13 protein-coding genes are annotated in these 16,376 nt (G+C 46.2%); 2 read left to right on the forward strand and 11 right to left on the reverse strand.

Annotation, left to right across the window (positions count from 1 at the left end):
- Positions 1–98: 98 nt before the first annotated feature.
- From mazG to djlA, 11 genes are all read right to left on the reverse strand, one after another.
- Complete coding sequence (gene mazG, locus BGK61_RS03255; RefSeq protein ID WP_076012141.1) at positions 99–1,049, reverse strand: nucleoside triphosphate pyrophosphohydrolase; 951 nt, start codon at positions 1,047–1,049, stop codon at positions 99–101.
- Complete coding sequence (relA, locus tag BGK61_RS03260; protein WP_076012142.1) at positions 1,027–3,210, reverse strand: GTP diphosphokinase; 2,184 nt, start codon at positions 3,208–3,210, stop codon at positions 1,027–1,029. Before relA ends, mazG begins: the two co-directional genes overlap by 23 nt.
- 12 nt (positions 3,211–3,222) lie before the next feature.
- Complete coding sequence (gene rlmD, locus BGK61_RS03265) at positions 3,223–4,683, reverse strand: 23S rRNA (uracil(1939)-C(5))-methyltransferase RlmD (RefSeq protein ID WP_076012143.1); 1,461 nt, start codon at positions 4,681–4,683, stop codon at positions 3,223–3,225.
- Between the two features lie 233 nt (positions 4,684–4,916).
- Positions 4,917–5,297, reverse strand: coding sequence for a holo-ACP synthase (gene acpS, locus BGK61_RS03270; protein WP_014997363.1), 381 nt, complete (start codon positions 5,295–5,297; stop codon positions 4,917–4,919).
- A gap of 27 nt (positions 5,298–5,324) precedes the next feature.
- The gene (gene pdxJ / locus BGK61_RS03275; RefSeq protein WP_014997362.1) at positions 5,325–6,062 is read right to left on the reverse strand and encodes a pyridoxine 5'-phosphate synthase; all 738 of its coding nucleotides are present in this window, start codon (positions 6,060–6,062) and stop codon (positions 5,325–5,327) included.
- Positions 6,063–6,313: 251 nt separating this feature from the next.
- Entirely contained in the window at positions 6,314–7,027 is a 714-nt protein-coding gene (recO, locus tag BGK61_RS03280; RefSeq protein WP_076012432.1) for a DNA repair protein RecO, read from the reverse strand.
- Between the two features lie 53 nt (positions 7,028–7,080).
- Positions 7,081–7,362, reverse strand: a complete 282-nt coding sequence (locus BGK61_RS03285; RefSeq protein WP_014997360.1) for a hypothetical protein — start codon at positions 7,360–7,362, stop codon at positions 7,081–7,083.
- A gap of 76 nt (positions 7,363–7,438) precedes the next feature.
- Positions 7,439–9,160, reverse strand: coding sequence for a single-stranded-DNA-specific exonuclease RecJ (gene recJ / locus BGK61_RS03290; RefSeq protein ID WP_014997359.1), 1,722 nt, complete (start codon positions 9,158–9,160; stop codon positions 7,439–7,441).
- Positions 9,161–9,401: 241 nt separating this feature from the next.
- Positions 9,402–10,124: a bifunctional protein-disulfide isomerase/oxidoreductase DsbC gene (gene dsbC, locus BGK61_RS03295; RefSeq protein WP_014997358.1), complete on the reverse strand. Its 723-nt coding sequence runs from the start codon at positions 10,122–10,124 to the stop codon at positions 9,402–9,404.
- A gap of 362 nt (positions 10,125–10,486) precedes the next feature.
- The gene (gene xerD / locus BGK61_RS03300; protein WP_076012431.1) at positions 10,487–11,413 is read right to left on the reverse strand and encodes a site-specific tyrosine recombinase XerD; all 927 of its coding nucleotides are present in this window, start codon (positions 11,411–11,413) and stop codon (positions 10,487–10,489) included.
- Positions 11,414–12,274, reverse strand: coding sequence for a co-chaperone DjlA (djlA, locus tag BGK61_RS03305; RefSeq protein WP_014997356.1), 861 nt, complete (start codon positions 12,272–12,274; stop codon positions 11,414–11,416).
- Positions 12,275–12,768: 494 nt separating this feature from the next.
- Between djlA and lptD the strand changes: the two genes are divergently transcribed.
- Positions 12,769–15,021 carry an LPS assembly protein LptD gene (gene lptD / locus BGK61_RS03310; RefSeq protein WP_014997355.1) on the forward strand — a complete coding sequence of 751 codons (2,253 nt, stop codon included), beginning with the start codon at positions 12,769–12,771 and terminating at the stop codon, positions 15,019–15,021.
- Positions 15,022–15,050: 29 nt separating this feature from the next.
- The gene (gene surA, locus BGK61_RS03315) at positions 15,051–16,364 is read left to right on the forward strand and encodes a peptidylprolyl isomerase SurA (protein WP_267889387.1); all 1,314 of its coding nucleotides are present in this window, start codon (positions 15,051–15,053) and stop codon (positions 16,362–16,364) included.
- The last annotated feature ends 12 nt before the right edge of the window (positions 16,365–16,376 follow it).

Below are 16,376 nucleotides of genomic sequence, written 5' to 3' on the forward strand. Positions count from 1 at the left end.
TAGTACTAACATTTGCACGGTTAAAAGTGATGAGCAAATCCGAGACCTTACTATCTGGCTTATTTTCAACCTTAACGGTGAAGTTGTAGAAGGATAAACTACTTCCTATCGGACGACTGTTTAACCTGCTGCCACAGCGCTTCCATTTCATCAAGCGTCAATGCGTCGAGCTTCTCGCCCTGCTCTGCCGCCAAGCGCTCTACACCTTTAAAACGGTTAGCAAACTTGTTACTGGCGTTTCTAAGAGCGGTATCCGCATCTACCTTGCAATGCCTTGCCAAGTTAACCATGGCAAAAAGTGCATCGCCAATTTCTTCTTCAATTGCTTGTTGGTTGTCGGGCACGCCACTTTTTAAAGGTGCAACACCAGCATCCAGTGCCCCCTCTGCTCGCTGCTTGAAGTCTAGCTCTTGCTGAATCTCTTCCACTTCCTCGCGCACTTTATCTATGACTGGAGCGGCATCAGGCCAATCAAAACCTACCTTTGCACAGGCTTTCTGCAGCTTTTGCGCATACATAAGTGCAGGCATACCTCTGGGTACACTATCTAGAATACTGGGCTCTATTGCTTCGTCGTCTTGCTTCAAACGCTGCTTTTTAAGCTGCTTTTCTTGGGCTTTGATAGCATCCCACTGCGCGTTTAAAGCACTGTCGTTCAATTGGGTACGTTCGACCGTGACGTTTTCATTTGTATCCCCTGCACCCTCAGATGCGAGCGGGTTAGCAAAAACATGAGGGTGACGACGCACGAGCTTATCACTAATGCTTTGCGCCACATCGTCAAAAGTAAATACGCTAGATTCACTGGCTATCTGCGCGTAGAACACCACTTGAAACAGCAAATCACCCAACTCATCTTTGATGTCATGCATATCACCAGTGGCAATAGCATCAGCCACTTCGTAGGCTTCTTCTATGGTGTAGCGAGTTAGGCTTTCCATGGTTTGTTTTACATCCCACTGGCATCCAGATTGCGGATCGCGCAGCTGCGCCATAATGTCAAGCAGCCGCTGCGTTTCACTAAGCTTAGCTTTGTTTGCGTTTTGCATCAGTCACGCCTTTAAGCTGTCGCAATCGGGTTAACACTTTTGATACGGTGTCGAGATCGTGCACCTCTATCGAAATGGTGATAAGCGCCGTCTGTCTGTTTTTATCACTTAGGCTGTTAACTCCCAAAAGCGGCACGTTTTCATTCGCCAGCACCGTGGTGATATCGCGCAACAGCCCGGTTCTATCGTGACAAAATATATCTATGCCTGTCTCAAAGCCCACTTTAAGCTCTTGTGACCAATTCACTTCTATTTGACGCTCAGGGTGTTGTGACAACAAGTGTTGCAGCTGGTCGCAGCTCTCTTTATGAACGCTTACACCACGGCCTTGTGTGATATAGCCTAAAATAGCTTCGCCTGGTACTGGCTTACAGCAATTCGCCAGCTGGCTCATTAAGTGCCCCACGCCCTGCACCACCACTGCATCTTTTTTACCTGATCCGGCTGCAGTTTTGCGCGTTTTAACCTTAGGGCTAATTTCGGGTTCTGGGGCTGGCGGCTCCTGCAAATGATGAATAAAATTAATCACCTGCATAACGCGCACATCACCGGCACCTACCGCAGTGTACAAGTCATCGAGGGTTTGTAAGTTAAACTTCTCAAATGCCTCATTGGGTACTTTGGCAGGCAAATGAGCACGCTGAAGTTCGCGTTCTAGTAGTTCTTTACCTGCAGCCAGGTTTTTGTCTCTATCCTGCTTTTTAAAGAAGGAATGGATAGTGGCACGCGCCCGTGATGAATGCACATAGCCAAGGCCCGGGTGCATCCAGTCGCGACTTGGGTTTGGCTCTTTTCCGGTGAGTACTTCTATCTGATCGCCACTTTGCAGTAAATAAGTGAAAGGGACTATTCGCCCATTCACTTTTGCGCCAATGCAGCGGTGGCCCACATTACTGTGAATATAGTAAGCAAAATCAAGCGGCGTGGCTCCTTGGGGAAGGTCAATAACATCGCCTTTGGGTGTGAACACGTACACCCTATCGTCAAACACCTGACTGCGAAGTTCTTCAACCAAATCGCCAGATTCGGCCACTTCCTCTTGCCACGCTAGTATGCGGCGAAGCCAGTTTATACGCTCGTCATAGCCTGACTGCTTGCCCGTGCTACCCTCTTTATATTTCCAGTGAGCAGCCACACCCAGTTCTGCATCCTGATGCATTTTTTGCGTGCGAATTTGAATCTCTACCGACTTCCCTTCAGGCCCCACGATAACCGTGTGAATAGACTGGTAACCGTTAGGTTTAGGGGTTGCAATGTAATCGTCGAATTCGTTCGGTAGGTGCTTATAGCTGGCGTGAACCGTACCAAGCGCGGCGTAACAATCTTGAAGTCGCTCGGCAATAATACGCACTGCACGAATATCAAAAAGCTGCTCAAACGTAAGGCGCTTTTTCTGCATCTTCTTCCAAATGCTGAATATATGCTTAGGGCGGCCGTATACGTCAGCGCGGATTTGTTCGCTATCAAGCAAGCCTTGCAAGTCGCCTACTATTGTTTCTATGTACTCGGCACGCTCTCGGCGCTTGCCGTCAAGCTGATGAGCTATTTGCTTGTAGGTGATGGGATGTAGGTAGCGAAACGCAAGGTCTTCAAGCTCCCACTTTAACTGACCAATGCCCAAACGGTTTGCCAATGGCGCATAGATGCTAGCGCATTCGCGGGCCACCATAACGCGGGTTTCTTCGTCGGCTTTTTTAACCTGTTGCAATGCACAAATGCGTTCTGCCATTTTGATCACAACGGCACGCACGTCTTCTACCATCGCCAGCAGCATACGACGAATACTGTCTATGTGCTGTTCGTCCGACTTTTCTGCAAAGCCAGAACCTTTTACTTTACGCGCATGTAACGACTTGATGGCATCCATTCGGCGCACGCCAACGATCAGGTCGCGTATTTCCCCGCCGAATTCTTCATAAATATCGTCTTCACTTAAGGCGTGCTGTTCGCAATATGGAAAAACCAAGGCTGCCTGAAGCGTTGCGTCATCCATATTGAGCTGACACAAAATCTCAACCATTTCCTGACCAACCAACAGTCGCTCGGGAATAGATGACACTGCACTTAGTTTTTCTTTTGTTTCTGCACTTAACTCAAGGCTATCTAACCACGCTTCAAAGGGTGGTCGGTCGGCTTGGTGGACCTTTCTTGTCGATACCATATCCTTTACTCGTTACTGCTGCTTTCGCGTAAACAAGGCCATCATTTCCATGTGATGGGTGAAGGGGAACATTTCTGCTACGCCCGCTTTTTCCATTTCGTAACCTCCGTCTATCAACACCTTTGCGTCTCTAGAAAACGTACTTGGGTTGCAAGAAACATACACTATCGTTTTTGGTAGTGCTTTTACAAGCGCATGACAAACGGTCAACGCCCCTTCTCTTGAAGGGTCTAGCAATACCTTATCAAAGCCCTGCTGTAATGAAGCCTCGACGTTGGTCTTATCGGCCAAATCCAAATGCAGCCACTCTACTTTTTCAATGCCCTGTTGCTGTGCATTGTCTTTGGCGCGGCGCACCATCTCTGCCACGCCTTCTACCGCCTGAACCTCTGCACCTAACTTAGCAATAGGTAAAGTAAAATTGCCCAGCCCGCTAAACCAATCAGCGATACGTTCGTTGGGCTTTGGGTTTAGCCATCCTATTGCCTGATTAACCATTTTTTCGTTAACCACTTTATTAATTTGAATAAAGTCGTTAGCACTAGGTGAAATTGAGCAGCCATTTACCGTGTTCATAACCATATCAGTACCACGACCCACACTGCGAATTTGCCCCTGCTTATTTTCAAGCTTTAATTCAATACCGTAGTCACCAACCGATGAACTCGTGTTCACCAGTTCGCTCACTGCATCAATAAGCTCAGCTTCAAGGGCTTTGGTGTGTTTAATAACAAGATGCGAGGTGTTATCGCCAGCAATAAGGCTGATATGCCCAATATGACGCGCTGACTCGAACCCTGAAAGCGCATCCCGTAAAGGGCCAATGAGTTTAGATAGCGGGTCAACCAGTATTGGGCAGGTTTCTACATTGATAACGTTACTGCTATTTGCTTCACGGAAGCCCAACTTAATTTGATTGGGGTTGCGGGCATCTATAGCCAGCCTTGCTTTTCTGCGATATTGAGGGCGCGGCCCTGCTAAAGGTGCTTGCCAAACGTTTGGCTTCATCGCGAGATGACGTTCCATCATCACTCTAAGAGCACGGTCACGTTGCACAAGGGCAGCGTCGGGCTTTATGTGCTGTAGCTGACACCCACCACATACATCAAACACAGGGCAAAAAGGCGCTTGTCTTTCATCACTTGGCAAATGAATATTTGTCGCCTTGGCATTAATGACTTTCTTTTTGCTAGATACCACCTCTATGTCGCAGGTTTCTCCTACGAGGGCACCTTCAACAAATACCATCGGATTGCCGCGCACTACGCCATTGCCCATCCAGTCTAAATCTTCAATGGTGACCGTGTTAGGCTTTTGACTTTCACTGGTATCCGCTGCATTTTTGCTTTTCCCAAATCGAAGTCCTGCGACCTGCGCGTTGGCTCTGGCATTCCCCTTTTTTGAAGCGCCACGTTCAGTAAGAGACGTTTTACTTTTTTGCTTACTGCGAGATTGTTTAAAAAGGTTTGCCAAGTGTGACTCCGGTTACTTGCTTAACGTGGTTTGATGTTAGTAGAGATTCTTGTACGCGCTACTCAAACAGATTTCGCCGACTTAATGTCGATAGGACAACTTCAATAAGCTAGATCTAACGAGTTTGGCTCATCAAGCTTTGCTCAAAAAGCGCGTAATTGCATAATTACAGTGTAGTAAGCCAATGATTAGCGTGTGCGTAAGACAGCTACTTTAGTTTTTAACTTATTGGCCTATTCTGATTCCAGTATAACGGTTGCGACGGCGTAATGTTGTTCATCTGAGATACTGACCACACTTCGAGTAATGCTTCGGGTTTCACACAAAGCAGCAAACTCGCCAGTGAAGTGAAGTTCTGGCGCACCTAGGTGATTATTTCGCACTTCTATATGCTGCCAGCTTATCCCGTTTCCAATCCCAGTACCTAAGGCTTTCACCGCCGCCTCTTTGGCGGCAAAACGTTTGGCCAAAAAACGTACTGGCGTACTGTGCTCACTAAATTGCTGCCACTCGGCAGGCGTAAGTACTCGCTTGGCCAAACGCTCATTAGCACCGTCGCCCTTACCAAGACGCGCTATCTCTACAATGTCAGTACCTAGCCCTGCAATCGCCACGTTATCTACACCCTTTTGTATTTAAGGTTAAATGCCCGCTCGCGCTTCAAGCATAAGCTTTCGCATATCCGCCACTGCCGTGTGAAGGCCATCGAAGGCAGCACGGGCAATGATAGCGTGACCAATATTAAGCTCAATTAGCTGAGGGATAGCCGCGATAGGCTTAACATTGTGATAGTGCAAGCCGTGACCCGCATTCACTTTAAGCCCTAAACTATCGGCGTACTCAATACCTTCAACTAAACGCGCTAGCTCTTTGTGCTGCTCTTCTTCGCTAGTGGCTTCTGCGTATTGGCCCGTATGAATTTCAATGTAAGGGGCGTTGCATGCTGCGGCCGCGTCAATTTGCGCTTTGTCTGCATCAATAAATAACGACACCAAAATGTTTGCATTAGCGAGTCGCTCACACGCCGCCTTGATGTTGTCAAAATTCCCTGCCACATCAAGACCACCTTCGGTAGTCAGCTCTTCGCGCTTTTCTGGTACTAAGCAGCAAAAAACAGGCTTTACTTCTTCTGCAATTGCCAGCATTTCTTCGGTTACCGCCATTTCCAGATTTAGACGGGTATTAATGGTCTGCGCTAAAATGCGTACATCTCGGTCTTTAATATGGCGGCGGTCTTCACGTAAATGAACCGTAATGCCGTCTGCGCCTGCGCGCTCGGCGATATCCGCAGCATGCACGGGATCTGGGTAATGCGTGCCGCGCGCATTGCGTAGCGTTGCGATATGGTCGATGTTAACGCCTAATAGAATCGTGCTCATTTCACCACCTAACCTGTAAGAGCGATAGAAGAGGCCTGCTCTTCGTGTTTAATACGTTACTTTAAGGGTAAAAATACCCTTCTGAGGAAAGTCGCAATTGTAGCAAATTTTTTTGTAGAACGTGCTTATTAAGCGTTTGAGTTAAGAGAAAATAATTTAAGGCATTTAGACTAGTTTTAGGGTAGTTAATACGCTTTACCAAAAACTAAGCGCTTGTAAATGTGATCATTTAAGGACTAGGTAAAAACCCACTAACGGGGCTTTGGCATAAAGAGTTCCCGGCTTTTTAGTGGCTTGTCACCAATTAGCGGTTTAAGTAGGTCGCGACAAAGCACCTTTGCCACTTTTTTGCTGAGCGGCGTAAACTCCCCTTGTGACAAACTAAGCAGCGCTTGTCCAGGAAATCCTCGCATACCGCGGAGACCAGCCATATCGTCAGGCAGTCTCACAAAACCTGCATCTATATGAAAATGATAGCTGCCAGTTTCCTCTATGGGCATTTCGTATTCGACATCAGTGGTGAAATCAGGCAACAGCCCCATTTCATCAAGCAGTGCAAATTCGAACTGACGTAAGGTCACCTCTATGTCGCTCTCATCGCGAAGAGACAGCAGCGCATTTTCATAAGCGCTGTGAACGCCATCACTGGCAAGCCCTGCCGGCATAACGCGATTGGTTAGCTCATTAACATACATGGCGCAAAACAACGCTGTCCCAACAAGGTTGATAGAGGGCGCGACACTTTCTACGTGACGTAAGTTTTTTAACTCCGATTTTCCGCTTAGCTGTAAACGGAGATGTTGAAAAGGTTGGAGCAGACTTTTCTTGTCTGATTTACTGTTCTTCACCCCTTTCGCCACTGCACTAACACGCCCTTCTTCCAGGGTAAAAAAGTCAACAATATAGCTGGTCTCCCTGTAAGGGCGTCTATGCAATACATAGGCATTTAACCATTCATTATTCATTGTTGCTCACTGTGTTAGTTGTTCTCGAAGGGGTGCCGGTGGCAGTGTTAATATTAGCTGCGTTTAATCCGTACCACTTTCATGGTTTCAAACTCAATGCCAGCTACCTCTTCAACGTGGCGATAATAGGTTACGTTCACCCGCGCGCCTTTTAAGCTTTGGTATTGCTGTTTGCGCCGGTAGATAAAAGGAACATCAATACCTTCTAGCATAATGGTGTGGCGTACCCAGTCGCTGTCTTTCTCTTCCCGCTGAACGTGAGAAATCACTTTAGCATTGTCGGTTTGATTCAGCTGACTATGCTTTTCCACCAGCTTCTGTCTTTCGCTTTTCACCCTTGCCCCTTTTCCACTGCATACACTTATTGCTTGCTAGGCTTATTGCCATCGCCTGCGTGTGAACTCGCTGCTGCTAACGCGCTTCTATTTGCTCGACAATAAGTTGCACGGTTTCCTGACCGCGAAACACATTGATATCAAGTCGATAGGCAATATGCACACGTTTAACCATGGCATTCGGCCATGATTTTAAATCAACGTTAAACGCAATAGCATCAACCTCGTTAGCGCCGTCACTTTTTAACACCATTTTTAAGTGCTTTTGGCCAACTAAGCGCTGGTCAAGTAATGCAAATTCACCATCGAATAGTGGTGATTCAAAGCCCTGTCCAAACGGACCTGCTTGACGCAATAAATGCGCAAAGGGTAAACACAGCTCTTCCGACGACAAGTCCCCGTCGGAAAGTAAGGCATGATTACCATCAAGCTTTTCCATATGCGCACGCGCAATATCAACAAAAGCCCGCTCGAAGTCTTGAAGTTTAGCTACGGGCAAGCTCAATCCAGCGGCCATGGCATGCCCACCAAATTTTTCGATAACGCCCGGGTAGCGTGTATTGACTTCATCAAGTACATCGCGAATGTGCACGCCAGGAATCGAGCGCGCCGAACCTTTAATGATCTCGTCGTCTTGATGGGCAAAAGCGATAACAGGCTTAAGATACTTCTCTTTCAAACGCCCTGCCACAATACCAATAACCCCTTGATGGAAGTCTTCGCGATAAACCACCAGTGCGCTTGGCATATCGCCTTCATCCAGTGCCATTTGCTCTAGCACGCTTTCCGCTTGCGCTTTCATGCCAGTTTCAATTTCACGGCGTTCTTTATTAAGCGCATCGAGTTCGGCGGCAATCATTCGCGCTTGAATGGTTTCATCTTCTAATAAGCACGCAATACCTTGAGACATGTCGTCTAATCGACCCGCGGCATTAAGCCTTGGCCCAACCACGAAGCCTAAATCAGTTGAGGTTAAGTGAGCGCAATCTCGGTTTGCCACTTCAACCAAGGCTTTGATGCCAGGTCGACACTTACCCGCCCGAATCCGCTGAAGGCCTTGATGAACTAAAATTCGGTTGTTTTTATCCAGCACCACTACATCGGCCACGGTACCAACAGCAACAATATCAAGTAGCGACGCTAGGTTTGGTGGTGCTAACCCCGCTTTTTCAAAATGTCCTTGCTGCTGTAGCTCGGCTTTAAGTGCAAGCATGATATAAAAGGCAACGCCTACCCCAGCCAAATTCTTAGACGGGAATTCGCAGCCAGGTTGGTTAGGATTTACTATCGCATCAGCAGGAGGTAGAACATCGCCTGGCAAATGGTGATCGGTAACAACAACCTGCATTCCCAACGACTTTGCGTGGGTTACACCGTCAATACAGGATATGCCATTGTCCACTGTGACAATAACCTCTGCCCCCTGTTTGGCAGCTTCATCCACGATAGGCACGCTAAGCCCGTAACCGAAGTCAAAGCGGTTAGGCACAAGAAAATCAACGTTGTGATAGCCCATGGCTCGAAGCGCCAATATACATACAGATGTACTGGTTGCCCCATCAGCATCAAAATCGCCGACAATAATAATACGTTTATTTTGCACTACAGCATTGGCGAGAATTTGCGCCGCCTGCGGCATCCCTTTTAATACGTTGAAGTGAGTAAGACCTTTTAGGCCATTCTCTAAGTCATCCATATTCGCAATATTACGACCGCGATAAATTCTATCAATAACAGGGTGTAAATCTGAACTTAACGAGGGGCCGGAAACTTCGCGGCGAACAATAGGCAAAATCATAGATACCACTAAACCAATACTGTAAATGCAGTTGTCGATGCCAGTTCAAACAGGCTCTAAATAAAAAAATGGAGTCGGGACACTGGATAATTAGTGCAGATTCCAAGTAAACGCCCGAGTGAACTGTAAAGCAAAACGATACGAAAAACGCTAGAAAATATGGGAACGAATCATACCGCAGAAAACAAAAAAACGCACAGAGCGTGCGTTTTTTTCATATTTAACGTTAGGGACTAAATGGCTACTCAACTTCCTCTAATGCTTTTGCAAGAAGCGCAGCTGGCTGATAACCAGGAATAAGTGAACCGTCTGGCAATACGATATTTGGCGTGCCGTTCACCCCTAATTTTTGACCTAACATGTACTGCTCTGCCACTTTGTTTTTACAGCTTGCGCTAGCCACGTCGTTACCTGCTTTGGCTTTAGTTAACGCTTTTTGCGGGTCTTTAGCACACCAAACAGATACCATGTCGTTGTAGTTTTCACTGTTTAGCCCAGAACGTGGGAACGCGAGGTAGTGTACGGTAATGCCTGCATCGTTGAGTTCATCAATCTCGTTGTGAAATTTACGGCAGTAACCACACGTAATATCGGTAAATACGCTTATCTCATGCTTTTCGTTTTTGGCCTTAAACGTAATAGACGATGATTCCATCTCTTTTACGCCTTCTTTGCGCAGCCCTGAAAGCGCCAGCTCTGTTTCGTTACGCATTTCTTCATCAATGTTAAACACGCGGGCCTGAAGCAGATACTGCCCGTTTTCACTAACATAAAATAAGCCGCGGTTTGTAGATACTTGGACCAAGCCAGATACTGGAGAGTCGGCAATGGTTTCTACATCCAACCCTAACATTGACGATAACTTGTTGCGGATAGCGGCTTCGTCAGCTGCCTGCGCGCTAAGACCTAATAATGATCCCGCCGCAACTACACTGGCTAACAATACTTTCTTTACTGCTTTCACTAAAACTCTCCATTATGCCATTTAAGCTCATTCTCGCTTATTGGCGTAGAATGCGATTGCTCGACTATGTGCCCCATGGCAAACGGCAACCGCTGAAAATTTTCACACTTATTATGTCAGACCACCAAACCTAACAAAAAATTGCATTTACCATGCAAATTGTCTGTCTACCACCAGATTTTTACCCTTGCTACAGCAACATGCAACTTGGTGTACTTAATAAAATGTGAGGGTAGTCATTTTTATATAAATATACTCCATGTATCCTAACATAGACCGCACTATTTTATACATGCCCGCACTTAACCTCATCGTATGCAGTACACAATTTGTAGCATTATAATTTAAGGCTTTTAAGTCATTTAGCCTCGCGGGTGATGACTGTGAATTAGCGTTTGCAGACGCTCTGTCGCTACGTGAGTATAAATTTGAGTCGTCGATAAGTCGCTGTGGCCCAACAGCATTTGTACGACACGTAAATCAGCACCGTGATTCAAAAGGTGTGTCGCAAAGGCATGGCGCAATGTGTGGGGGGAAAGGTGCTGCTCAATTCCCGCTTTCACCGCATAGTATTTAATGCGATGCCAAAATGTTTGGCGCGTCATTTTCTGTCCGCGCTTGCTTAGAAAAACCACATCAGAGGCTTTACTGGCGAGTATTGGTCGTGCTGTTTTGATATAGGTCAGCAACCATTCTATTGCATCTTCACCAAGGGGCACTAAGCGCTCTTTATTCCCTTTACCCACAACCCTAACCACGCCTTGCTGAAGGCTTATTTGATCCATTGTTAACCCAATAAGCTCACTCACACGAAGGCCGGTTGCGTAAAGCACTTCAAGCATACTCTTATCCCTACACTCAATAGGGTCGTCGGTAAGAGGCGCATTCAGCAAATCTTCAACTTGTTGCTCACTGAGTGAAGAAGGCAAAGCTTTGGGCGTTTTAGGGTTTGAAAGCGCGGACACCGGGCTGTCTACACGTACTTGCTTACTGATTAGGAAGACGAAAAAGGCCCGAATTGCACTGAGCGCCCGTTGGGTGCTGCGCGTAGAGATCCCTTGGTCGTGGCGATAGGCTAAATAATCCTGAAGCTGTTCAGTAGTCAGCACAGCAATATCTTTTACGCCTTGATTGTTGCTGAAGATAGCAAGCTTAGTGAGGTCGGTGCGATAGCTTTGTTGAGTATGATCTGACAGTCCTTTCTCAAGCCATAGCATTTCGATAAAACCATCGATATGCGCCTGACTCGCCGCAGGCACATAAGTTAACTCACGTTCAGTTTTTGCCATTTAAAAGCCACGCTTTTGCTTAATCAGTTCGTAGGCTGATTGAATATCTTGCGCTTTCTTTTTTGCAATTTCCATCGCCTGCTCAGGTAGCCCCTTAGACACCAGTTTATCTGGGTGATGCTCAGACATGCGCTTTCTGTAGGCGCGCTTTATTGTCTTTTCATCGTCAGATGCCGCCACACCTAATATGCGGTAGGCATCATCTAAACTTTGCTGCTCTGAATAAGCTGATTGGCTGTGCTGACGTTGACCTGAATGAGTGCGTTGCCCTGAGCCGGATGTAGAGCGCTGCCTGAAGCGAATCTCAGCTTCGTACATCGAAATAAGATAGTCCAAATCACGGCGCCTGAAGCCCAGTGGTTTCGCTACTTTTTCAAGTACATTGTACTCTTCTTGTGAAAGCTGACCGTCGGCGAACGCGGCTTGTATAAGGATCTCTAAGAACACTTGAAGTATATCCCGTCTACCGTGGCTGGCGTCGTAGAAACCTTTTAAGGTATCAACTAATGGAAAGTCCCGCGCTTTGCCTTCTCTAAATGCATCTTGCGCTTCACGACGAGCATCGCCTGTCAGACGCATTTCATCCATCAACGCTGTGGCTATTTGAATTTCTCGATCTGTTACTTTGCCATCTGACTTGGCAAGGTGACCTAGCGCACTAAATAGGCTGTGAAAGAAAATTGCCTGTTGCTTTACGTTATCCTGATCAGTAAAAAAGCGGCCAAAACCACCTAGTTGATTGAAATCCTGTCGGTAGGCTTTATCAAAAAAATGCCCGACCAATAGCCCAAGGATCGCTCCAGGAATTTTAAGAAACATAAAGCCGAACAAGGCGCCGAGGATTTTTCCCCAAATTGACATCGCGTCATACTCCATTAGTGCACTGCAAAAAAGTCGATGGTGCAGTTATTAGTACACGCCGTGCTCAGCGCGATAAGTACATCATCATATCAAATGCTTACATTAATTAACTAGGGCTACAGAACCGTTTGACGATTAAAAGACTTATGAAATACCAACAAATTGCACGTTAACATTCACGCCGCCCCAGACGTTAAACTTTTGGTCAGAGTGACTTAAAATCAAGTTTCACTCCTTTATTTGTTCGCTGTTTGATAAGTAATGTATTTAAAAGTGCATTTTTTTGTCTGAATGGTTGGTAATTGTGCCAGAAGTGCTTAGAATTGAGCGCTTATATAAATTGTAATAGCGAGTGAACGCCACATTATCTCTTTGCCAAGAAATAATGTGCATAATCACTGTTTTTTTAAACGTTATGTCGAACTAACCGGGACGGTTGCCGTCTTACTTGGGTTTAAAAGCAACATACAACAAAACAGGCCGCCCATTAACGCATGAAAAACACCTGCGCCATGCTTGTTTCCGCGACTCTTTTGCCTACGGTCGCGTTTGCACAGGAAACGACAGTTTCAAATTCTAAATCAGTGTCAGATGCAGCGCCTCTTGCATTCTGCTCAGTCGAACCTGTTACTTTCAGTAGCCAGGCATTAATGCCTAAAGGCCATGTAAAAGTTGAAGCCAACCGAACAGAAATAATTCAAAATACCGTCGCCTTATTTTCGGGAAACGTTGATATTACTTCAGACACCGCGGTGATCAGTGCATCACAAGCACAAGTTAACGGTAATGGCAGAGACCTTATTGCAAAAGGTGACGTAACTTATCAAGACGCGCAGTTAAAAGTAGAAAGCGACGCAGTAACGCTTCGTTCAGAAGAAGAGCGTTTAGAGATGCAAAATACCCGCTATCAACTGACGGGTTTTGTAGGCCAAGGGGCGGCAAAAGATATCGTCTTAGACACTGACACAGGTATAGTGCTTAAAGAGGTAAGCTTCACCACGTGTCCAGAAGGTGACGAAGATTGGCTGATACGTGCCAGTGAAATAAGTCTGGAAAAAGGGACCGTTTGGGGTCAAGCCAAACACACCCGCTTCTATATTGCCGACGTTCCGGTGTTTTATCTTCCGTATTTTGCATTCCCTGTAAGCAACGAACGTCAAACTGGCTTATTGTTTCCAGAGCTAACCAGTTCAAGCAGAACTGGTGTTGACTACACGCAGCCTTTTTACTGGAACATTGCCCCTAATTACGACATGACGATATCGCCGCGATTGATGACCCTTCGCGGTGTGCAGCTAAACACTGAGTTCCGTTATTTAACAGAGCGCAGTCAGGGTAAGGCTTATGTTGAATACTTGCCGAGCGACTCAGATATCACTGATAATCCTGATCGGTACTTTTACCGCTTAGAACATCAAGGGCTGATTGCTGACGATTGGCTGCTCAACGTCGATTTCAACGGGTTAAGTGATGACAACTATTTAGTTGATTTGGGTTCTGACTATTACAGTCGGGCTGACACCCATCTTTATCGTAGCGTAGGCTTGAGTTACTACTCTCAAAATTTATCCGTGAGCATGCAGATAAAAGACTTTGAAGTACTAGGCAATACAGCAGATAGTTATCGCGCCGTTCCTGAAATCAAAATTAACTACAACAAAGCCCTAGGTGAATATTTAGAGTTTAACCTCGACTCAGAGGTTGCGCATTTTGACAACACTCTGGATACCGCACCTACGGCTACCCGTTTCCACGTTGCGCCTACTCTAGCGGTGCCGCTTCGCGCTGCATGGGGTGAACTCGTGGCTGAAACCACACTGTTTCAGACGGTTTATCAACAAGACAACGTTGAAGGTACTAATTTAAAAGAAGATGTAGAGCGAACGCTGGGTCAAGCCCGTCTATACGGGGCACTTTATTTCGAACGAGATACGTCGTGGTTCAGCGATGATATGTCGATGACCTTAGAGCCCAAAGTGCAATATCTTTATACATCTTATGAAGACCAAACTGCTATTGGATTCTATGACTCGACCCCACTACTAACTGACGTTGAGGGGTTGTTTAGAGGTCAGGAATTCACTGGCTTAGATAGAATAAGTGACAATAACCAAATCACCCTTGGCGCGACCACACGCATGTTGGATAAAAACAATCGGGAACAATTTGTTCTTAGCGTGGGTCAGATATTCTATCTTGAAGATAATAAGGTCATAGCGGCAACCAAGAATCAAGATCGTTCAGCGCTCGCCGCTGAAGTTGACTGGCGCTTTAATAAAAACTGGTTCTTCCATTCTGATGTGCAAGTGACCACTGACACAGACAAAGTTGACTTAAGTAGTGTAGGTATTGAATACCGCCAAGATGATGCGCGCTTTATTCAATTAAGTCATCGCTATGTTCGCGATCTCAGTGGTGAAACCATAGATCAAATTGGTATTTCGGCAAGCTGGCCTATTTCTGAAAATTGGCAATGGGTTGGTCGTACCTACCGTGATCTTGAACGCAATAGAAGTGTGGAAACCTACGCAGGTATTCAGTACGAATCATGCTGTTGGGCAGTGCGACTAGTCGCACAGCGTAGTCTAAATAACCGTTATAACGCTAGCGGCGAACAGACCACAGACGATTTCGACTCTGGTATATCGCTACAATTTATTTTCAAAGGCATTGGGTCATCTGGTACTCAAAGAAGCATGCTTCAAGACGGTATGTTTGGCTATCGTCAGCCTTATAGTTTAAATTAACCCGCAGTTGAGCGCTCAAACGCGCTTAAATGCAATCAACCAATAATAAAAGAGTGTGTATGAAGTTCATTATCCGTGCATTGATGTTAGGTGCCCTACTCTCGTTTAACAGTATTGCGCAAGAGGTCATGCTAGACCGCGTTGCTGTGATTGTTGACCAAGGCGTAATACTTGAAAGCGAAATCGATGCGCTAATACAAGACGTTAAACGCAACGCAGAAGCGAATAATCAACAGTTACCGTCAGACCGTGCGCTTCGTACACAGGCTATTGAGCGCTTAATCTCAAAAAGCCTTCAACTACAAATGGCAGAGCGTATGGGTATTCGTATCAGCGACCCACAGCTAGAGCAAACCATTAGCAACATTGCCGCTAACCAAAATGCGAGCATAGAAGAGCTTCGTACTCAGTTAGCAGCAGAAGGTATAGCCTATGACGATTATCGCGAAGACATTCGCGAAGAAGTTATCATGGGTGAAGTTCGCCGTGCCAACGTACGTCGTCGCGTCTATATTACGCCACAAGAAATCGATACCTTAGTTGACCTAATGGAGCAACAAGGTGCTGAGCAAGCAGAGTACCGCTTAGGCCACATTCTAATTGGTTTCCCACCAGAACCAACAGATGAAGATATTCAAGCTGCGCGCGATCGCGCTGATAAAGTAATTTCGCTTTTAGAGTCTGGCTCTGACTTTGCTAAAATTGCTATTGCATCTTCGTCGGGTAATGAAGCACTAGAAGGTGGTGACATGGGCTGGTTAAATATTAACGCCATGCCTACTCTTTTTGCTGAAGCTATTCAAAACAAAGAAAAAGATACACTGGTTGGCCCAATTCGAAGCGGTGCGGGTTTTCACATACTAAAAGTGCTAGATACTCGCGGTATAGAGAAAGTCACCGTGGAAGAGGTTAAGTCTCGTCACATTCTTGTTAAGCCGTCGATCATTCTTAGTGAAGACAAAGCAAAAGCCATGCTTAACCGCTTCAAAGAGGAAGTGAAAAACGGCGACGCTGACTTCGCAGAGTTAGCCAAAGAGCATTCGGAAGATCCTGGCTCAGCCCTTCGCGGTGGTGAATTAGGTTGGTCAGATCCGAGTGTTTACGTGCCTGAATTTAAAGATGCACTTGCACAGCTTGAGCCGGGCGAGTTCAGCGAGCCTGTACGCACCGTGCACGGCTGGCACTTAATCCAGCTTATCGACCGTCGCATTGACGATGCCACTGACAAGCGTAAAGAAGACAAAGCTTATCAGCTGATCTTCAACCGTAAATTTGCAGAAGAGACAGAAAACTGGTTACGTGAGATGCGCGATGCCGCTTACGTAGAAGTTGTCGAATCGTAATTATAAGTTATT

Origin of the sequence: Alteromonas abrolhosensis (assembly GCF_001953635.1) — a bacterium.
In the GTDB taxonomy this organism is placed as follows: Bacteria; Pseudomonadota; Gammaproteobacteria; order Enterobacterales; family Alteromonadaceae; genus Alteromonas; species Alteromonas abrolhosensis.

Coding starts and splice junctions, on each gene's coding strand:
- mazG (WP_076012141.1), bottom strand. CDS start 1,049: ATGCAAAACGCAAACAAAGCTAAGCTTAGTGAAACGCAGCGGCTGCTT.
- lptD (WP_014997355.1), top strand. CDS start 12,769: ATGAAAAACACCTGCGCCATGCTTGTTTCCGCGACTCTTTTGCCTACG.
- pdxJ (WP_014997362.1), bottom strand. CDS start 6,062: ATGAGCACGATTCTATTAGGCGTTAACATCGACCATATCGCAACGCTA.
- recJ (WP_014997359.1), bottom strand. CDS start 9,160: ATGATTTTGCCTATTGTTCGCCGCGAAGTTTCCGGCCCCTCGTTAAGT.
- relA (WP_076012142.1), bottom strand. CDS start 3,210: ATGGTATCGACAAGAAAGGTCCACCAAGCCGACCGACCACCCTTTGAA.
- djlA (WP_014997356.1), bottom strand. CDS start 12,274: ATGTCAATTTGGGGAAAAATCCTCGGCGCCTTGTTCGGCTTTATGTTT.
- surA (WP_267889387.1), top strand. CDS start 15,051: ATGCAATCAACCAATAATAAAAGAGTGTGTATGAAGTTCATTATCCGT.
- xerD (WP_076012431.1), bottom strand. CDS start 11,413: ATGGCAAAAACTGAACGTGAGTTAACTTATGTGCCTGCGGCGAGTCAG.
- recO (WP_076012432.1), bottom strand. CDS start 7,027: ATGAATAATGAATGGTTAAATGCCTATGTATTGCATAGACGCCCTTAC.